The sequence below is a fragment of the Mycoavidus sp. B2-EB genome, from assembly GCF_014218255.1.
In the GTDB taxonomy this organism is placed as follows: domain Bacteria; phylum Pseudomonadota; class Gammaproteobacteria; order Burkholderiales; family Burkholderiaceae; genus Mycoavidus.
The window spans coordinates 1,131,057-1,151,480 of record NZ_AP021872.1 but is presented as its reverse complement, the minus strand read 5'-3'; the positions used below and the strand labels follow the sequence as shown (position 1 = coordinate 1,151,480).

The following is a 20,424-nucleotide window of genomic DNA, read 5'->3' as shown; positions in this document are numbered from 1 at the left end:
CCGTCATTATAGATGCGCTATGCGCAGTGCGTGGGCGATTAATGCGCGCGTTGATGAATCGTGTGCCTGATTCACCTTTTGCGTGACTAAATCATTTTCAATCACGGCACTCAGTTGTTTGCCAAGTTCGACTCCCCATTGGTCGAAAGGGTTAATCTTCCAAATCGTGGCTTGTACCAGTGTTTTATGTTCATACAGGGCAATTAACGCCCCCAATGTATGTGGCGTGAGGGCATCAAGCATAAGCGTGTTACTGGGTCGATTACCCGCAAACGTTAAATGAGGGAGCAACGCTTGTTGCTCAGGCCTAATCAGTTGCTGGGCAGCCTGCGGCGTGCGACCAAGCATTAACGCTTGGCTTTGCGCGAAGCAATTCGCCAGGAGTCGAGGGTGGTGGTTGGCAAGCTTATGCTCAGGCGTGAGCGAGATAATGAAATCAACCGGCACCATCGTAGAACCTTGATGCAACATCTGGAAAAATGCATGTTGTCCGTTAGTTCCGGTTTCGCCCCATAAGATTGGGGCGGTTTCATAGTCGGCAAGAGAGCCGTCTAAACACACGGATTTGCCATTACTTTCCATCTCCAACTGTTGTAAATAAGCCGGAAAATAACGTAAAGCCTCGGCATAAGGTGCAATTGAATAGCTTGGCGCGCCAAAAAAATTTCGATACCAAATACCGAGTAAAGCCAAAATAGTCGGCAAATTACGGGTTAGCGGCGCTTCGCGAAAATGCTGATCCATCTGCGCGGCGCCAGCCAGTAGCTCAGCAAAATGCATCGGCCCAATGTAGAGCAGGGCTGACAAGCCCACGGCTGACCAGAGTGAGTAACGGCCTCCTACCCAGTCCCAAATTTTAAAAATATGCTCGGGGGCGATGCCAAATTGCATCGCCTTAGCCGGGTCGGCAGAAACTCCTACCCAATGCTGCCTAAGCTTAGCTTCGGGCACACCATTGCGCAGCAGCCAACTGCGCAATGAGTGCGCATTCGTCATCGTTTCAAGCGTGGTAAATGTCTTTGAGACAATGATGGCAAGGGTTGTCGCAGGATCGATTTGGGCCAGCACACGTTGTAAATCTGCGCCATCCACGTTCGAGACAAAGTGCATCGATAACTTAGGATTTCCCAATGGATGCAGAGCGTGGCAAACCATTTTGGGCCCGAGATCCGAGCCACCGATGCCGATATTAACAATATGTTGAATCGGTTTGCCCGTATGGCCAAGCCATTGTTGATGACGCACTTGATGCGCAAAAGCCGCCATTTTGTCCCATTCTTGCTTAATCTGAGCGGCATAAGGCGCATGCGGATCGGTCGCGCGGAGGGCCGTGTGTAGCGCTGCACGGGCTTCTGTCGGATTCACCATCTCGCCGACAAACATAGCGTCACGCGCTGCTGGCACGCCCGCTTCATAAGCCAGTTGCACGAGCAGCTTGAGCGTCTCATCGGTGATGCGATTTTTTGAAAAATCAAGCGTGATGCCACTGCTTTGCAGCGTAAAACGCTGCGCGCGCGTTGGCGCAAGGTCATTTTCCGCAGCAAACCAAGAGCGCATTTGCTGGTTGCAAATAGTGGGGTAATGGGCTTTAAGTGCTGTCCAAGCAGCAAGTGATTTGAGCGGCATGATAGGGCGAAACGCCAGTTAAGAAGAAGAGTGATTTTAGCGCACTCATCTATCTTGTCACCTCTAGCACCTAGTATGGTTAAGATATTTGGCCTATTTAAAAGTGTGCGCGCTCGACTATTTATGCGGATGCGCTACCGTTTTTGTGATCAGGCTCTCGGCCACACGACAGATTGAAGGTATAATTAGGGTTTGTCTGCCTTGTGGTGCATCGCACGCCGCTCTACACATCTCTTACATGGCTCACCTCTCATATTTCCCTGGTTCTTTGGCGCTGTCTAGTTTTCGTTGTGCGCAGCAACTGCAAAAGCTGCAAGCGATAGATTCTAATATCTGCGATTTGCGGGCGCGCTATCTCCATTTGGTGCACAGTACTGCTCCACTTACGACCCAGGATGCAGCGCGCGTTGAAGCGCTGTTGCATTATGGCGTACCTGTGATGCCCAAAGACGCTCAAGAGAGTCAAAATTTTTTAGTCATTCCACGTTTTGGCACAATCTCGCCCTGGGCTAGCAAAGCCACTGAAATTGCACGTCATTGCGGCTTACAAACGGTACACCGTATTGAGCGTGGCATCGAATATGAGATGGTGCTTAAAGCAGGTAACCTATGGTTTGGCGGCAATCGGGCATTATCCGAGAAAACGCGCGCAGCGATTGCGGATGTTTTGCATGATCGGATGACCGAGAGCGTGGTGACAAGCCGGGCTGAAGCACAACATTTGTTCGATGAGTTACCCGCACACCCCTTACAGAGCATTGATCTTGGCCAGGGCCGGCAAGCCCTTGAAGAGGCTAATCTAGCGCTTGGCCTGGCCCTGACGGCGGATGAAATTGATTATCTGGTGGCTGCTTTTGGGCAACTGGGCCGCAATCCCACCGACGTTGAATTAATGATGTTCGCGCAGGCGAATAGTGAGCATTGCCGGCATAAAATTTTTAATGCGCGCTGGACGATTGAGGGTGAGCCGCAGGATTATTCTCTATTTGAGATGATCAAAAATACGCATGCCTTACATCCGCAAGGCACGATTGTTGCGTATTCAGATAATGCGGCGGTGATGGCAGGCGCGCAGGCACAACGTTGGTTTGCGCAAGGCGAGTCGCAGTGCTATCAACGCAGTGAAGGGGTGCTGCATACCTTGATGAAGGTTGAAACGCACAATCATCCAACGGCAATTTCACCTTTTCAGGGCGCGGCAACCGGTGCGGGCGGCGAGATTCGGGATGAAGGCGCAACCGGCCGTGGAGCTCGGCCTAAAGCTGGGCTAGCGGGTTTTTCCGTATCGAATCTCCATTTGCCCGGCGCTGTTGCAGCTTGGGAAAACACCCGCGATGTAGCGCAACCGCTGAGTACAGGGCATGCTACCGACATGCCTATGCCCTATGGTCGGCCCTCCCAAATTGCTTCGCCATTACAAATTATGATTGACGGCCCGCTTGGTGCGGCTGCCTTCAATAATGAATTTGGCCGACCTAACTTGGGCGGCTATTTCCGTGTGTATGAGCAAAATGTTGCGCAACGCATGCGCGGCTACCATAAGCCGATTATGATTGCGGGCGGAATCGGTAATATTGCCGATGAGCTCACGCATAAAATTGATTTTCCTGCAAAGACGTTGCTGGTGCAAATTGGCGGGCCCGGAATGCGGATTGGCATGGGGGGCGGGGCGGCGAGTTCAATGGCAACTGGCGCTAACACTGCTGAGCTTGATTTCGATTCTGTCCAGCGTGGTAACCCTGAGATGCAACGTCGGGCGCAAGAAGTGATTAATGCTTGCTGGCAGCTGGGCGCAGATAATCCGATTCTGAGTATTCATGATGTGGGCGCTGGAGGATTATCCAATGCCTTGCCTGAGTTAGTGGAAGGGGCAAAAAAAGGCGCGCGTTTTGAACTCAACGCAGTGCCGCTAGAGGAAAGTGGCCTATCGCCTCGTGAAATATGGAGTAATGAGGCCCAAGAGCGTTATGTTCTGGCGATTTCTCCCACTGCGCTTCAAGTCTTTGAAGCCATGTGCATACGCGAACGCTGCCCGTTTGCCGTGGTTGGCGTAGCCACTGATGAGCAGCATTTGCAACTGACCGACGGCAAGCGGCAAGAGCCGGCATTGGCGTCGCCAGTAGATTTGCCAATGGATATCTTATTTGGCAAAGCGCCGCAGATGCAGCGCCAAGTCAGTCGCACGCAACCGCTCTTAGCGCCGCTCGAATTAACTGGACTAGCGCTAGCGGAGATTGCTTTGGCTGTGCTTAAGCACCCGAGCGTAGCGAGTAAATCGTTTTTAATTACAATTGGTGACCGCACGGTGGGCGGTTTATCTGTGCGCGATCAAATGGTGGGTCCATGGCAAGTACCGGTTGCCGACTGCGCGATTACAGCACTAGACTACGCCGGCTACCGGGGCGAAGCGATGACGATGGCAGAGCGTGCGCCGCTCGCGGTCATCAATGCGCCAGCCTCTGGCCGGATTGCGCTAGGCGAAGCGATTACTAACCTTGCTGCCGCACCGGTTGCAGCCTTGACTGAGGTTAAGCTCTCGGCTAACTGGATGGCTGCCTGTGGCAGCCCGGGTGAAGATGCAGCGCTCTACGATACGGTGCGTGCGATTGGTCTTGAGCTATGTCCAGCGCTGGGTATGAGCATTCCGGTAGGCAAAGATTCATTATCGATGCGCACCCAATGGCAAGACAACGGGGTTCATAAAGAAGTGACAGCCCCGGTTTCGCTGATTATTTCTGCGTTTGCACCGGTAACAGATATACGCAATCACCTGACCCCTCAATTGCGGTGCGCTGAAGAAAAAGGTGAGACGATATTGATCGCGATTGATTTGGGGCGGGCGCGTCACCGGCTGGGGGGCAGTATCTTAGCGCAGATTACGCAACAAATCGGTGATACAACGCCAGACCTGGATGATCCGCAAGATTTGCAGCGTTTTTTTACGGCAATCCAACGACTGAATGCGCAACGCAAATTATTAGCCTATCACGACCGCTCGGATGGTGGCTTCTTTACCACGGTCTGCGAAATGGCATTTGCGGGCCATATGGGTGTATCGCTGAATATCGATATGCTGATGCTAGAGGCTGGCCATGAATCCGATTATGGCGATGCCAAAAATTGGGCGCAGCAAATCGCCGGTCGGCGCGAAGAGCAAACTTTGCGAGCGCTCTTTACGGAAGAGCTCGGTGCGGTGATACAAGTGCGCGCTCAAGATCGAGATGCTGTTTTTGCTCTTTTACGCGAACAAGAATTGGCTGCATGTAGTCATGTGATTGGCAAACCCAATGCAGAAGACACCATTGAGATTTGGCGCGATACCAAGAAAGTCTTTAGTGCTCCACGGGCCGAGTTGCAACGCGCATGGAGCGAGCCAAGCTGGCGCATCGCGCGTTTGCGGGATAATCCGCTGTGCGCAGATAGTGAGTACGACACCTTGCTGGCGACCGATGATCCGGGTTTATCGGTGCAGCTGCCTTTTAATCCTGCGGAGGATATTGCTGCGCCGTTTATTGCAACCGGTGTGCGGCCGCGCATCGCGGTTTTGCGTGAGCAGGGCGTGAATTCGCATCTCGAAATGGCCTACGCTTTTGACCGCGCTGGCTTTGCCGCGTATGATGTTCATATGAGCGATTTGCTAGCGGGTCGGGCTACGCTGGCTGAGTTCGCTGGGTTGGTTGCATGTGGGGGGTTTTCTTACGGCGATGTTTTGGGGGCGGGCGAAGGCTGGGCCAAAACGATCCAATTCAATACCGCACTGGCGGCCATGTTTGCTGAGTTTTTTACGCGCGGCGATACCTTTGCGCTGGGTGTATGCAATGGCTGTCAAATGATGAGTGCTTTGGCCGAGATGATTCCTGGCGCACAAGCCTGGCCTAAATTTACACGCAATAAATCGGAGCAATTTGAAGCGCGGCTAGCGCTGGTTGAGGTGCCGTCCTCGCCCTCTTTATTTTTTGAAGGCATGGCGGGGGCACGCCTGCCGGTTGCAGTGGCGCATGGTGAAGGGTATGCTGATTTCTCCCAGCAAGGTCGCCTGGATGAGGTCAACCAGCATTTAACTGCACTGCGTTATATTGATCACGAAGGTGCGCCAACCGAGCGCTATCCGTTTAATCCAAATGGCTCGCCTGCCGGCCTGACTGGCGTGACAACACCTGATGGCCGGTTTACCGTATTAATGCCGCATCCAGAACGCGTGTTTCGTACTGTGCAAATGAGCTGGCATCCTGACCATTGGGAGGAAGATAGTCCATGGCTTAGGATTTTCCGTAACGCGCGGCGCTGGCTTGGGTAAAGCGAGCTTACGCAACTTAAGGTGAGAGGAGCGCTATGGACCCCAAAGATACGTACAAAAAATCTGCCCAAGAATGGCGCCAACAGCTCTCTGATATAGCCTATAAAGTGACGCGGCAAGCGGCCACTGAGCCAGCTTTCAGCGGTGCTTACTGGGATCATTGGCAAGCGGGTGTGTATCAATGTGTGGGTTGTGGCACGCCACTTTTTGAGTCTGTGGCCAAATTTGATGCGACGTGTGGCTGGCCAAGTTTTGATCGGCCGGTGGCCAGTGAGAACATTGAAGAGAAGATCGACCACTCTCATCAAATGACACGGGTTGAAGTCCGTTGTCAGAAGTGCGCAGCCCACCTCGGGCATGTATTTACCGATGGTCCAACGCAAACTGGGCTACGCTACTGTATTAACTCAGCTGCGTTACAATTCGATCCTAAACCTGAATAGCTTAAAATTTAAACCTTACGGCAATTAATTGACTCTGTAGACATATCAATGAAATTCTTATTCGATCTTTTTCCTGTGGCCCTTTTTTTTGTGGCTTTCAAAGTGTGGGGTATCTTTGTTGCAACTGCTGTAACAATTGTTGCAACACTGGCGCAAATCGCCTGGGTTGCCTTCCGCCATCGTAAGGTGGAGCCTGCTTTATGGGTAAGCTTAGGGGTGATTGTGGTGCTCGGCGGCTCGACGCTTTTGTTGCGTGATGAAATGTTTATCAAATGGAAACCCACCGTCCTGTACTGGGTATTTGCGTTAACTCTGATCATTTCGCGATGCGCTTTTGATAAAAATTTAATGCAAGCGATGCTGGGTAAAAAAATCGTCATGCCGCAGCGCGCTTGGAGCGCATTGAATTCGGCTTGGGCTGGCTTTTTTGTGGTCTTAGGCTGCTTAAATTTGGCGATTGCGTATCAGTTCTCAACCGATACTTGGGTTAACTTCAAGCTTTTCGGTGGCACCGCTTTGATGTTTATTTTTATCATTCTCCAAAGCATTTGGTTAACCCGATATTTAAAAAGTGAGTAATGTATGTCTGTTTGGTCTGATAATCCGCTGGCTTTGATTGAAACGCGGTTGCGTGACGCGCTTGAACCGAACTACTTAAGAGTAGATGATGACGGTGCACAGCATATTGGTCATGCAGGCGCTAAGTCAGGCGGGCATTTTAGCGTGACAGTGGTCGCGCAGCGCTTTGCTGGCAAAACACGGATAGCGCGTCATCGCCTAATTTATGATGCACTGGCTGATGCGATGCAAGGCGCAATTCATGCGCTGGTGATTGCCGATTACACACCAGAAGAATTTGATACATTATCGGATAACAAATCGCGGGCTATTTCATAGTAGAATAGCGACCTTCTCTGTATTGAAAGTTAGAAGAAGGGCCTCTAGCTCATGCATGGTTAGAGCAGCGGACTTAACGGGCGGCCAGCCTAAAGCGTTCATCATTTGATAACGCAATGGCAGACCGCCAGATGGGTTGCTTTGGAGTAGCACTTAATCAGTGTTGCTCCTTAGTAGAACTGCTCAAAGTCGGGGAAGCCTCTGGTCTATGACCGTGGTGATCCCGAGCGAAGCCCGTTAAAGATCATTCTTTAACGGGAACGTGTAGAGACTGTACGGGCAGGTCGTAAAGACAAGAGACAGTCCAGACCCCAAACTTGAAAAAGGCGGCGAAAGCCGTAGTGGGTACGCATAATCCGTTGGTGCCGGGTTCGACTCCCGGGGGGCCCACCAAGAATCTCAAACAGTAGTCATCAATTCCCCCTTAAAATAAATAAAGAATCCTTGTAAAGTAAAGGGTTACGGGGGATTTATGCCCTCAAGCCCCAATCAAAAACAACGCGACCGATCCCCAGGTGCGCAGATGTTTTGTAGCGTCTTTGTGGGTATCTGGCTTGACCTGCGCTGAATCGAATACGCCACTACTCAGTGGCGTGCTACGCCAAGACGGACAAAAATTGTATTAGTTCAGATTTGATCGTACAGTAACCACGTCGCTGATTAGCAACATAGATATTTTTGTAAGCGATCTAATTAAAAATCAGAGTATAGCTATATAAATACTGAATGCGTGAATGATAGAGAATCACTAAAAATCTCAAACTTGGGTTCTTGGATAAGGGCTACGGTTGACTAGTTTTACTTCCTTCTTGGGGAATATAAGCGTGCTTCGATTGATAAAACGCTTTTGAGAAATTTCAAAATGCCTACAAGTAAAAGAAGAGATTAAAATAAACTTTGCTTATAGGTCACGAGCGCTTTGATGGAACAGACAAGGGTAATTTCGTCTCTTCAAGGCAGGGTGCGACAAATAGCGTGCCGTGATAAATGCCCATCAGGGTGCGTCCTGTAACAATCAGCCAAAAGCCAAGTAACATACAGACGAAAATAGTCCCCAGTATGGCAAACAACTCGACCCCCGTGATCCGCGCCAATGTCAATGTTGCTAACGCATAGACCCCGATTGGAAACGTAAACGCCCACCATCCCATATTAAAAGGTAAGCCTTGTCGCATATAATGCAAGGTTGTCAAAATCGCGATCACTAACCACCATAAACCATAGCCCCATAAGATACAAGCGCCAATGATGCCCGTACTTTGGGCGAGTTGTCCGACACCGATAAGATCGGGCGCAACGAGAATACGGGGTGCTTGTTCGCCCAGCTGCAGCAGGCCGAGCGCACCTGTGCCAATCGGACCAATTGAAAGCCAGCTTGAGACAGCCATATCGCGGCCGGGCAATTTATGGAGCACCATGCGGAGAAATAAAATGGCCAAGATCCCCAAAGCAGGCAAAACGGAAGTCCCCCAAAGCACATAGCTGAAAAACAAAATAGAGCTAGAGGCTGGATTCGCTGGCAAATAGCCTAGTAGCAAACCACCCGATGCAGCGGTCACTTCTGCTGCCACAATCGGGAGCAGCCAAATGGCTGTCATATTTTGCAACGTATGGTTTTGGCGGGTAAACATCAGAAAAGGCATCAGCCAGGCACAGAGCAGGGCCAGCGCTGCATCTAGCCACCAAAGAAGGGTGGCGATCTCGACTGCAAGGTGTCCCCATCGTTCAGTGCCAAAAATCAAAAAACCGTTGAGGATGGTCGCGAGACCCATCGGGATCGCACCAAAAAACATCCCCATCGCGCTATGCTGAAAAATTCGTTGGGCTCCATCAAAGAAAAATATCCAGCGTGCCGCATACAATAGGCTACACACTATAAATAAACCTATATTGATCAACCAAAGCACCTCTCCCGTTGCTTTGATTCCAGTGATTGGAAAAGGGAAGCGCGCCAGCGCCAATGCAACAATCCCTGTACCCATTGTGGCGGTAAACCAATTAGGCGTAAATTGCCGAACAAGCTCACGTGGATGTGACAAGCGATTTAGGGGGCGCGGAATCATGATCAATGCCTTATTACACGGTAGAAGATAAGTATAGTATCGATAATATTGATCTATCTATCAATATTTTTTATTTGATTTGGTGTAATACGTGTAAGCAGTAAAAGAAAAGTGTTTTAAACCCTTAAGGGCCGCTTTTAGTTTTGGTGCTGTAGCAAAAATGGGCAGCCTGTGCTGCCCATTTTTTTAAGCATGACCTACTGCTTATAGTGAGTAATACATATCGAACTCAACCGGATGCGTTGTCATTCTAAAACGCGTCAGCTCCGCCATCTTTAATTCAATGTAGGCATCGATCATGCCATCGGTAAAGACGCCGCCGCGAGTTAAGAATTCACGATCTTGATCGAGGTGTTGCAGTGCTTCATCTAAATTTGCACAAACGGTTGGGATTTTTTTATCTTCTTCGGGTGGCAAATCATACAGATTTTTGTCTGCTGCTTCGCCTGGATGAAGTCGGTTTTGCACGCCATCCAACCCGGCCATTAAGAGCGCAGAAAATGCCAAATACGGATTAGCCATTGGGTCTGGAAAGCGCGTCTCAATCCGGCGGCCTTTCGGGCTTGAGACATGCGGAATGCGAATCGAAGCAGAACGATTACGCGCTGAATAAGCGAGTTTGACTGGTGCTTCAAAACCGGGCACCAAGCGTTTGTACGAATTGGTGGTTGGGTTTGTGATGGCATTGAGCGCCCGTGCATGTTTGATAATGCCACCAATGTAATACAGTGCAAATTCGGATAGCCCCGCATAACCATGGCCGGCAAAGAGGTTTTGGCCATCTTTCCAGATCGATTGATGAACGTGCATGCCGGAACCATTGTCGCCGACGATGGGTTTAGGCATAAAGGTGGCGGTTTTGCCATACGTGTGCGCAACATTGTGCACCACATATTTTAGGATCTGAGTCCAATCTGCCCGTTGCACCAAAGTAGAGAATTTTGTGCCGATTTCATTTTGTCCTTCACCCGCGACTTCGTGGTGATGCACCTCAACTGGCACCCCAAGCTGCTCAAGCAATAAGCACATTTCAGAGCGCATATCTTGAAACGTATCGACCGGCGCCACTGGGAAATAGCCGCCTTTTACATTTGGGCGGTGGCCGGTGTTGCCATGCTCATATTCTTTGCTTGAAGACCACGGTGCTTCTTCCGAATTTACTTTGACAAAGGAGCCTGACATATCAACGCCCCATTGCACGGAATCGAAAATAAAGAATTCGGGTTCTGGTCCAAAATAAGCCGTATCGCCTAAACCGGTACTTTTAAGATACGCTTGCGCGCGTTTGGCTAAGGAGCGCGGATCGCGTTCATAGCCTTTACCATCCGAGGGCTCAACCACATCACAAGTCAAAACCAGAGTGGGTTCTTCATAGAAAGGGTCAATATAAGCCGTACCTGGATCGGGAATTAACAACATATCAGAGGATTCGATTCCTTTCCAACCCGCAATTGAAGAGCCATCGAAAGCATGACCGCTTTCGAACTTATCTGCTTCAAACGCCGATGCCGGTACCGATACATGCTGTTCTTTGCCACGCGTATCGGTAAAACGAAAATCGATAAACTTGATGTTTTCTTCACTCACAAGTTGCATTACATCGGCTACGGTTTTACTCATAAACTACTCCTGCTAAATTGCCCAAGTTGAACATTGACTTCTTTCGCCGGCGTCCCCGTATATAGAGTAGAGGCTTTAGCGCGGGAAAGGTAAGGATTTAGGTAAGCTAAACGTATGGCTGGGTTAAAAGATTTTCACCATAAGAAAGTAATCTGGACGGGTTTAACGCATCTGACAGAGTAACGCATAGCAACATGCCCATGAATTTTAGTGAGCAAGGCGTACAAAATCTGAACTTGCTTTGATCCAGGAAGAGCCATTTAGACCCGATTGAATTTAAATCAATGAAGGACATCATTATAAACCGTACCGTAGAAAAAGCAATAATCCTTGGGTTGATAAACTGGACAATTGCGCTATAAAAGCGTTGCATTTATCACTAAATAAGTGTAAGGAAAATGGTTTGAGAGAAGGCCGTCGAGCATAGTGGTGATGCGTATGGCCTGATTGAGCTTAGACGAATTCGCGAACATTTGCTTTTATTAAATAGTTGACATAGCTCGATTGCCCTGGGTGGAAAAATGTTTAATTATTTCTCAGACGTTGCTATAAAATAACGTTTTAGTTTTTGTCGATATCTATTCTAAATGAGTATGCTTGAGCAGCTTTATATACAGGCCCAAACGCGCGGCTTGGAACACGGGTTACCTTATGCTGGCGCACTCACGCCTACTGAAGCATTTGAAATATTGAAAATGGATGGCGTTGCTCGCCTGATTGATGTGCGTACCCGCGCTGAGCTTGATTGGGTAGGGCGGCCAGCTGTGAATGCTAGCCAATACAGTCATATCGAATGGATAAGCTACCCAACGGGTGCGCCCAATATGTCTTTTATTAATCAATTAAGTGAAATATCGAGTTTTGAGACTCCATTGTTTTTGATCTGCCGTAGCGCCGGCCGTTCAAAATTTGCTGCCGCAGCCGCTACCCAAGCTGGGTTTACACGTGCTTTCGATATACTCGAAGGCTTTGAAGGCGATAGGGATAGTCACGGCCATCGTAATACAATCAATGGTTGGCGCTGGCAAGGGTTGCCGTGGTTGGGTGTTTAGTGTGGGGCCGGCTTAGCCAGATCTGAGCCGGCTATATATTCTATGGCCTGATTTAAGTCCTGCAATGTCAGTCCCTTCACGGTGCTTGGCAAGCGCGCTCGCGATGCGAGTTCAGCTATTAAAAAATCAATTCAGCTAAGTGCGGTCTGTTATTCAGTGATGTGGATCAGATTGGCGAAGTATATATTCTTGCTTTGCTATGATTTTTCTCCTAAAGTAACCTGAATAATTTTAAAGAAAAGAGTAACGCTCAAAAAAGCCTACTCCTTTATTGCCTTTACCAAAAGAAATAATGGAGAAGATTGAAGATTTGCTAGATCTAGATGATCGACTTATCTATGCTAAAGCGTTGCTAGATTTAACTGAAAATAAAGAGATGCTGGCTTTTCCCGCATCGAGCTTGAGCTTGCTATCTCGTTTATTAGAAAGGGTTTCATCAAAACGGTACGCCATTTTTTTAGCCCAAATACCCGAAGTGAAAAAATTTGTCTTTGACCAATTTCGGGCACTATGGGAGAAAAGATCTACAGAGTTCCATCGGATCGTAGAGATCCCGGTTCTATTTAATCTGCTGCATTCAATACAAGATCAAGAGGTGCTGAATTTCCTTGCCGATAAGGTGCAACAAACGCCTGATTTACGGTGGCGGCTTTTAATGTGGATTGAGCGCTCAAAAACCGAGGAAGTGCAAACCCAGGCAGCCAATGCGATGACGTTATTAGTTAAAGCTGGCGTGTCATTGAGCGGCAAAGACTTTCGAGGGACTCGAGTGCCAGGAGCCGATTTAAGTTATGGGGTATTTGACTCTACTCTATTCCAGGGGGCAGATTTAAGCCACGTAAATTTGCGCGGTGCGTGGCTGCGAGAAGTTAATTTTACGGATGCAAATTTAGATCAAGCGTGTTTTGGAGAAACGATGCTTGCTTCAGCCAAAGATAGGGCGTTGCCTCAAATTCAATCTGCATCGCTTCAGCAAGCATTAAAAGCACAAGCGTTTTGGAATTTGGCATTTTCACCGGATAGTCAACGGCTCGCTGTAGGTTGTGACGATGATTGGATTAGGCTTTGGTCATTAGGCGTTAATCCGCCCAAAGAAATTCATTCTCCCTCGATGCGGCACACTGATGGAATAAAGAACGTGGCCTTTTCACCGGATGGTGGATGGTTGGCATCAAGTGATTGGAGAAAATCAGTATGCGTGTGGTCCGCTGCTTCGGGTAAACGCCTAGCAAAAATCGATGGCTTTGTGGGGTCGGAAACTTTGACAGTACGCTGGTGGAAAAATGACCAAGAGAGCGCTTTTCAAGATAATGCTTTTCTAGTAACCGGCGGGCCAGACCAAGCGATTCGTTTTTGGCGCGTTATAAAAACCGATAACGAGCACTGCCAGGTTTCTTTACACTGGGCTTCACATCAAACCAGGTTAACTGCCGCTGGCGCCTCTATTGAGGGAGTCCGAAATTTAAGCCCTACAGCTCAAAAGTTGCTCATCAGATATGGTGCTCAAGATTCCTCTGCTTCTGTATCAGAAGAAGACTAATCTCTACGCTCTAAAATATCGGATGGCGTAAATCCTTCATAGTTTATAGAGAAATGACGCGCTGCAAAACAGCGCGCATTTCTCTACTTTCGGATGCAGATCTTTTATTCTTCCGCTGCATCCATTCCTGCGACCACTGCATTGAAGCCACTATCTACATGCATGATTTCAGCACTCACTCCCGCGGCCAAATCAGATAATAAGAACGCGGCAGCATTGCCCACCTGCTCAATTCCGACGTTGCGACGTAAAGGTGCATGGGTTTCAACAAAATCTAAAATTTTGCCAAAACCTTTAATGCCGCTCGCCGCTAAGGTCTTAATCGGGCCGGCTGAAATACCGTTAACTCGGATACCTTTCGGACCGAGAGAGGCGGCTAAATAACGTACGCTAGCTTCCAGCGAGGCTTTGGCTAGGCCCATCGTATTATAGTTTGGCACGACCTTTTCAGCGCCCAGGTAAGTCAGTGTGAGTAGCGACGCGTCGGCTGATAAAAGCGGTAGAGCGGCTTTAGCGAGTGCGGCAAAACTATAAGCAGAAATATCGTGCGCTATTTTGAAATTTTCGCGCGTTAAACCTTCTAGAAAATCGCCGGCAATGGCCTCGCGTGGCGCAAAGCCGATTGAGTGGACTAAACCATCCAAGTGGTTCCAATGCGTTTTTAGCGTGGCGAAGGTCCCTTCAATTTGCGCATCGTCAGCGACATCGCAGGGTAAAACTAATTCACTGCCGAATTCTTTAGCAAAATCTGTGACGCGTTCTTTGAAGCGTTCGCCAACATACGTGAAAGCGAGTTCAGCGCCTTCACGATGACACGCTTGCGCAATACCGTAAGCAATTGAACGGTTGGATAAAAGTCCGGTGAGTAAAATGCGTTTACCAGCGAGAAAGCCCATACATACTCCATAATATTAAGAAATGTCTCTCACTCACTTATCTCATGATTGGAGCGAGATTTTGGGTACAATTCTCGCACATTGCAACTAGAATTGCCTATTTTAAAAAAACCAAAATATGAAAGAGTGCTTTTTCGTTGGGGTTCATGTCAGTGATTACGGCGCTCGTTCTGCTTATAGTTGGAGCGTGTGTTGGCTGTGCCTGTGCGGTTTTTTAAGTGGGCTGCTGACAGTCCATGACGTCTATGCCGCCCATGCAATTGCGCAATATGGGCAACCCAAATATGCACCCGGTTTCGCGCATTTCGCTTATGTTAATCCCGATGCTCCTAAGCGGGGCACATTGACCTTGGCGAATCCCAATCGACGGACTAGCTTTGATAAATTTAATCCGTTTACATTGCGTGGCAATGAAGCGCCTGGTATTGGGTTGTTGTTTGAAACTTTGCTCAGTGCCAGTGCGGATGAAGTTGCGAGCGCGTATGGCTTACTGGCTGACGAAATTCAGGTGGCGCCGGACGGCAAGTCGGTGGTATTTCATATTCATCCACAAGCGCGTTTTTCAAATGGTGATCCGGTTACTGCGTACGAGGTTAAATATTCATACGAGACGCTGATAAGCCAAGCTGCTGCGCCTGTGTATCGGGTGATTTACGCAGATATTGCTGGGGTAACCCTGATTGATCGGTTAACGCTTCGCTTTGATTTTAAGCGGAGCGCGCCTGAGCTGCCTTTGCTGGCAGGAGGGCTGCCAGTGTTTTCGCCCAAATGGGTGGAGCGTAAGGATCAAAATGCGGTCTCAAGCCAAACCACTCAGTCGGAGGAGTCGCTGCGTAAAGAGGCCAAGCAACGGGTGCCATTTGATCAACTTACGTTTGAGACACCTGTGAGTAGTGGTCCCTATTTAATTGAGCATTATGACAATGGTCGTTCAATTACGTATCGTCGCAATCCGGCTTATTGGGGAGCACATTTACCTGTGCGGCGTGGGATGTATAATTTTGAGCGGATTGTGTATAAGCTGTATGGCGATGATACCGCTCGCTTAGAAGCCTTTAAAGCGGGCGAGTTTGATGCGATGGTTGAATACCGCGCGCGCCACTGGGTACGGAGTTATGTAGGTAAGCGCTTTAAACGCGGCGAATTGATCAAAGGTGAATTTAAACAGCATAATGGCGCATCGATGCAGGGGTTTTTCATCAATACTCGGCGACCGTTTTTTGCGGATAAGCGGGTGCGTGAAGCGTTAGGGTTGGCGTTTGATTTTGAATGGGCGAACCGCCAGCTTTTTTACCAACAATATGAGCGCACCAATAGCTATTTTGCAAACAGTGAATTGGCGGCACCTGAATGGCCCGATGATGCCGAACTCAAATTGTTAAATCCATTAAAAGCCCAGCTGGATGCCTCGATTTGGGGACCATTGCCACAGCCGCCCGTGACCACTGCGCCGCATTCATTACGCGGCAATCTACGTCGGGCGCGTGAGTTGCTGGCGCAAGCCGGGTGGATCTATCGGGATGGCGCGTTGCGTAATGCGCAAGGTGAGCCATTGCGCTTTGAAATTTTGGACGATAGCGGCGGCAATATTGCTCAAATTTCATCCGCCTACGCGCGCAATCTTGAAAAATTAGGCATTGAAGTTAAGTTTCGCACGCTTGATTTTGCGCTTTATCAAAAACGCCTTGAAAATTTTGACTTTGATCTCACCACCTTGGTATTGCCTGCGGGACAAAGCCCTGGCGTAGAAACGCTAGAGCGGTTCGGCAGTCAGGCGGCCAAGACGATCGGTTCCAGTAATGTGAGTGGCATTCAAACTGCGGCGGTGGATAGCTTATTAAACACGCTGCTCGCAGCGCGTACACGCGATGAATTGAAAACGGCCACGCATGCGTTGGATCGCGTATTGCTGCATGGCTATTATGTCGTGCCGCATTGGTACACCTCAAAGCATCGTATTGCTTACCGTGAGACTTTGGCGCATCCGGCTGTGTTGCCGTTATATTATTCAGCCGAAGAGTGGATGGTGAGTCAATGGTGGGAGCAAAACCCCGCCGCTTGGGGCACGGCCCAAGCACGGCAGGAAAAGCCTAGCAAGACTGCCGGGCAAGCTCTTCCTAGTTCTTCGTCTTTGGCTGAGCATTGAGCCATGTGGGGCTATGTATGCAAACGCGTTTTGCTGATGATTCCTACGTTGATTGGGGTCTTAACGCTGACTTTCCTGGTGATTCAATGTGTGCCGGGTGGTCCGGTGGAACAGACTGTACAAGAACTTCGCCGCGCGGCAGCGAGCGGACAAGCGCGGCAGGAGGCTAGCGCTGCGTTTGCCTACCGCGCGCAAAACGGCATGGATGCACAGCAGATCGAGCAGCTTAAAGCACTCTATGGTTTTGATAAGCCACCGCTTGAGCGCTATGGTTTAATGCTGCGGAATTTTGCGCGCTTTGAGTTGGGTGAAAGCTATTTTCATCATCGCAGCGTATGGTCATTAATTGTTTCAAAACTGCCCGTATCAATCAGTATTGGCTTATGGACTTTTCTCCTCAGTTATTTGGTTTCGGTGCCGCTTGGCATTGCAAAAGCCATGCGGCATGGCTCTCGCTTTGATTTCATCAGTAGCCTGGTGGTGTTGTCAGCCTATGCGATTCCAGGGTTTATGCTTGGCGTGCTTTTATTAGTGCTATTTGGCGGCGGGTCATTTTGGCAACTTTTTCCGTTACGTGGTTTGAGTTCAGACAATTGGCACGAATTAAGTCTGCTCGGCAAAATCTTGGATTATTTATGGCATCTGGCGCTGCCACTGACGGCCTCGGTGTTAGGCAGCTTTGCTGTGATTACAATGCTGACCAAAAATGCTTTTTTGGAAGAGGTGCGCAAACAATATGTCCTCACCGCGCGCGCCAAAGGCTTGCCCGAGCGACAAGTGTTAATTAAGCATGTGTTTCGAAATGCGCTACTGCCGTTGATTGTTGGCTTTCCGGCTGCATTTATTGGCGCTTTCTTTAGCGGCAGCTTGCTAATTGAAACGCTCTTTTCACTGGATGGACTGGGCTTATTGTCTTATGAATCTGTGCTGCGGCGCGACTATCCAGTTGTCTTGGGCTCACTTTATCTGTTCACCCTGATTGGTTTAGTGGCTAAATTATTGGCTGACCTCTGCTACGTGTGGGTGGATCCGCGCATTCGATTTGGACAAGGAGAGCCTTGAGATGGCGGTATCATCGACTATGCCCGATGCCAGTGGGATCTTATCCGCATCTAAAACACCCTGGCAGCGGATTGGGCTACGTTTTAAGCAAAACCGGCTTGGTTATTGGAGTTTAATCTTATTAGTGGGTCTCTTTGCGCTGAGCCTATTGGCACCGCTCTATTCAGATGATCAGCCGCTACTGATTCAGTATGAAGGCAAATGGTATTTCCCAATCGGGGCGACTTATGCAGAAACGACCTTTGGTGGCGATTTTCCAACCCCAGCCGACTATCTCGATCCTTATCTTCGTCAGCGCTTAGCCACAGCGGGCAATTTTGCGCTTTATCCTCTCAATCCTTATGGCTACAATACATTAAATTACTTTGCCGGTGCGCCCAATCCAGCTCCGCCCTCTCATGAAAACTGGCTCGGCACCGATGATCGCGGGCGCGATGTATTGGCGCGTCTGATTTATGGTTTCCGCACTTCGCTTGTATTTGCTTTGGCGCTGACTGCACTAGGGACCGTGTTGGGTGTGTTGGCCGGCGCCTTACAAGGCTATTTTGGGGGACGTTTTGATTTGTTATGTCAACGCTTACTAGAAATCTGGGGGGCTTTGCCAGAGCTGTATTTACTCATCATCTTTGCTTCGATTTTTGAGCCGAGCCTGCTTTTACTGGTTGCGTTATTATCGCTTTTTGGCTGGTTGGGCTTAGCCGATTATATGCGCGCTGAATTTTTGCGCAATCGCACGCAAGATTATGTGAAGGCGGCGCGCGCCATCGGTTTATCGCATTGGAAAATTATTTGGCGTCATATCTTGCCCAATAGCCTGACTCCGCTGATCACCTTTTTACCCTTTAGAATGAGTGGTGCTATTTTGGCGCTGACCAGTCTTGATTTCCTTGGACTGGGTGTGCCTGCGACCACCCCTAGTCTGGGTGAGTTATTAGCGCAAGGTAAAGCCAATCTAGATGCATGGTGGATCTCGCTCACCACCTTTGGGGTGTTGGTGATAACGCTGTTGCTGCTGTCATTTATTGGCAGTGCACTACGCGATGCACTTGATATGCGGCTCGCAGACCGGGCGCAAGCGGCGGGTGGCACGTTACTATAAAGACTTATGAGCGCCCAATCATGGATGCAAGCCTTCCTCTCTTATCGGTTGAACATTTAAGCGTGCGCTTTGGCAAGACGCTAGCGGTAGACAATCTAAGCCTAGCTATTGCTGCGGGCGAACGGCTGGCATTGGTGGGTGAGTCGGGCTCAGGCAAGAGCGTGACTGCGCTGGCAATGCTGCGTTTAGTGCGTGAAGCCTCGCTTAGCGGGGCGATCCATTTTGCTGGCGCAGATCTTTTGCAGAAAAGCGAGCGCCAAATGCGTGCTGTGCGTGGCGCTGAAATTGCGATGATTTTTCAAGAGCCGATGAGTGCGTTAAATCCACTTTATACGGTGGGTGAACAAATTGGCGAAACCATTATCTGGCATGATGGCGTCAATGCTAAGCAAGCCCGTATGCGCGCGATTGCGCTACTGGAGCGCACCGGGATTAACGATGCGCAACGGCAAGTAGATAGCTATCCCCATCAATTATCGGGAGGGCAGCGCCAGCGCGCAATGATTGCCATGGCGTTGGCTTGCCGTCCGCGCTTATTGTTAGCGGATGAGCCCACGACGGCGTTGGATATGACGCTGCGCGCGCAAATTATCGAACTCTTAATTTCTTTGCAGCAAGATGAAGCAAAGCAGCGCGGCATGGCGGTGTTGCTGATTACCCATGACTTAAATCTAGTCCGTCACTTTGCACAGCGCGTTGCTGTCATGAAAGAGGGGAGATTGGTCGAGAGTGGCGCGTGCGCCCAAATTTTTAATGCGCCGCAGCATCCTTATACACAGCATTTATTAGCGAGCCGTGTGCGTTGTCAATTAGCACCTGTGGCAGAAAATGCTCCGCTCCTACTCGAGGCTAACCGACTTTCCGTTGCATTTCGCACACCTCTGAGCGGGTGGGCGGGTTGGTTTTCTACGGGCTCTTTAACGGCCGTCAAAAATATCGACTTAACGCTAAGACAAGGGGAAACGGTTGGCGTTATAGGAGAATCAGGTTCGGGTAAATCGACGCTGGCCATGGCCTTGTTGGGTTTACAACGGGTGCAGACAGGCCTGGTTAAATTTAATGGGCAGCCACTCCCACAAATGACACCGACTGCGCGCAGACGATTGCGCGCGCAGATGCAAGTGGTTTTTCAAGATCCGTATGGCTCGCTTTCGCCACGTTTAACCATTGAGCGTATCGTTGGCGAAGGGTTGGCGTTGCACCGGCCTGAATTAAGTGCTCACGCGCAACGCGCAAAAATAATCGAAGTATTGTCTGAAGTGGGACTTGAAGCCACCGTTTTGCACCGTTATCCGCACGAATTTTCTGGAGGGCAACGGCAGCGCATTGCGATTGCTCGCGCGCTTGTACTGGAGCCCCGCATTTTGATACTCGATGAACCAACCAGTGCGCTGGATGTATCGGTTCAGCATCAAGTACTGAGTTTATTGGCGCAGCTACAGAAAAAACATCAGCTGGCTTATCTTTTTATTAGCCATGACCTTGAGGTTGTTCGTGCTATCTCGCACCGGATCCTAGTGCTGCGTGCTGGTGAAATCATTGAAGCGGGACTGACCGAAGAACTACTTGCTGCTCCGTACCAACCTTATACGCAACAACTCCTGAAAGCAATAAGATAACTTGTTATTTGCATTATGCTTGATTAGTATGGATTTAATCGGAAATTCAAGCTGCTTTTTTTGC

14 protein-coding genes are annotated in these 20,424 nt (G+C 49.4%); 10 read left to right on the top strand and 4 right to left on the bottom strand.

What is annotated here, in order from left to right; all coding sequences use genetic code 11:
* Nucleotides 1-6: 6 nt before the first annotated feature.
* Nucleotides 7-1,626: a glucose-6-phosphate isomerase gene (gene pgi / locus MPB2EB_RS05090; protein WP_185181286.1), complete on the bottom strand. Its 1,620-nt coding sequence runs from the start codon at nucleotides 1,624-1,626 to the stop codon at nucleotides 7-9.
* Nucleotides 1,627-1,864: 238 nt separating this feature from the next.
* Between pgi and purL the strand changes: the two genes are divergently transcribed.
* Genes purL through MPB2EB_RS05070 form a run of 4 tightly spaced genes read left to right on the top strand, consistent with a single transcriptional unit; the run spans nucleotide 1,865 to nucleotide 7,263 of the window.
* On the top strand, nucleotides 1,865-5,923 hold the full coding sequence (gene purL / locus MPB2EB_RS05085; protein ID WP_185181285.1) for a phosphoribosylformylglycinamidine synthase: 4,059 nt from the start codon (nucleotides 1,865-1,867) through the stop codon (nucleotides 5,921-5,923).
* Between the two features lie 35 nt (nucleotides 5,924-5,958).
* Nucleotides 5,959-6,366, top strand: coding sequence for a peptide-methionine (R)-S-oxide reductase MsrB (gene msrB / locus MPB2EB_RS05080; protein WP_185181284.1), 408 nt, complete (start codon nucleotides 5,959-5,961; stop codon nucleotides 6,364-6,366).
* Between the two features lie 48 nt (nucleotides 6,367-6,414).
* On the top strand, nucleotides 6,415-6,945 hold the full coding sequence (locus MPB2EB_RS05075) for a septation protein A (protein ID WP_185181283.1): 531 nt from the start codon (nucleotides 6,415-6,417) through the stop codon (nucleotides 6,943-6,945).
* A 3-nt stretch (nucleotides 6,946-6,948) separates the two neighbouring features.
* Nucleotides 6,949-7,263: a BolA family transcriptional regulator gene (locus tag MPB2EB_RS05070; protein ID WP_185181282.1), complete on the top strand. Its 315-nt coding sequence runs from the start codon at nucleotides 6,949-6,951 to the stop codon at nucleotides 7,261-7,263.
* 908 nt (nucleotides 7,264-8,171) lie between these two features.
* On the opposite strand, the gene MPB2EB_RS05065 is transcribed toward MPB2EB_RS05070, so the two are convergent.
* Both MPB2EB_RS05065 and glnA read right to left on the bottom strand, forming a co-directional pair.
* Nucleotides 8,172-9,326: a TDT family transporter gene (locus MPB2EB_RS05065; protein WP_185181281.1), complete on the bottom strand. Its 1,155-nt coding sequence runs from the start codon at nucleotides 9,324-9,326 to the stop codon at nucleotides 8,172-8,174.
* 204 nt (nucleotides 9,327-9,530) lie between these two features.
* Nucleotides 9,531-10,946 carry a type I glutamate--ammonia ligase gene (gene glnA / locus MPB2EB_RS05060; protein ID WP_185181280.1) on the bottom strand — a complete coding sequence of 472 codons (1,416 nt, stop codon included), beginning with the start codon at nucleotides 10,944-10,946 and terminating at the stop codon, nucleotides 9,531-9,533.
* 587 nt (nucleotides 10,947-11,533) lie between these two features.
* Between glnA and MPB2EB_RS05055 the strand changes: the two genes are divergently transcribed.
* Both MPB2EB_RS05055 and MPB2EB_RS05050 read left to right on the top strand, forming a co-directional pair.
* A complete protein-coding gene (locus tag MPB2EB_RS05055) occupies nucleotides 11,534-11,998 on the top strand; it encodes a rhodanese-like domain-containing protein (RefSeq protein WP_185181279.1) in 465 nt (154 codons plus the stop codon).
* Nucleotides 11,999-12,290: 292 nt separating this feature from the next.
* Nucleotides 12,291-13,538 (top strand): pentapeptide repeat-containing protein, encoded by a 1,248-nt coding sequence (locus MPB2EB_RS05050; protein ID WP_185181278.1) that lies wholly within the window; start codon nucleotides 12,291-12,293, stop codon nucleotides 13,536-13,538.
* 104 nt (nucleotides 13,539-13,642) lie between these two features.
* On the opposite strand, the gene fabI is transcribed toward MPB2EB_RS05050, so the two are convergent.
* The gene (fabI, locus tag MPB2EB_RS05045; protein ID WP_185181277.1) at nucleotides 13,643-14,434 is read right to left on the bottom strand and encodes an enoyl-ACP reductase FabI; all 792 of its coding nucleotides are present in this window, start codon (nucleotides 14,432-14,434) and stop codon (nucleotides 13,643-13,645) included.
* 118 nt (nucleotides 14,435-14,552) lie between these two features.
* Between fabI and MPB2EB_RS05040 the strand changes: the two genes are divergently transcribed.
* Genes MPB2EB_RS05040 through MPB2EB_RS05025 form a run of 4 tightly spaced genes read left to right on the top strand, consistent with a single transcriptional unit; the run spans nucleotide 14,553 to nucleotide 20,360 of the window.
* The gene (locus MPB2EB_RS05040; protein WP_185181276.1) at nucleotides 14,553-16,580 is read left to right on the top strand and encodes an extracellular solute-binding protein; all 2,028 of its coding nucleotides are present in this window, start codon (nucleotides 14,553-14,555) and stop codon (nucleotides 16,578-16,580) included.
* Between the two features lie 3 nt (nucleotides 16,581-16,583).
* A complete protein-coding gene (locus MPB2EB_RS05035; protein WP_185181275.1) occupies nucleotides 16,584-17,642 on the top strand; it encodes a microcin C ABC transporter permease YejB in 1,059 nt (352 codons plus the stop codon).
* 1 nt (nucleotide 17,643) lies between these two features.
* Nucleotides 17,644-18,741, top strand: coding sequence for an ABC transporter permease (locus MPB2EB_RS05030; RefSeq protein ID WP_185181274.1), 1,098 nt, complete (start codon nucleotides 17,644-17,646; stop codon nucleotides 18,739-18,741).
* 20 nt (nucleotides 18,742-18,761) lie between these two features.
* Nucleotides 18,762-20,360 carry an ABC transporter ATP-binding protein gene (locus MPB2EB_RS05025; RefSeq protein WP_185181273.1) on the top strand — a complete coding sequence of 533 codons (1,599 nt, stop codon included), beginning with the start codon at nucleotides 18,762-18,764 and terminating at the stop codon, nucleotides 20,358-20,360.
* Nucleotides 20,361-20,424 lie beyond the last annotated feature (64 nt).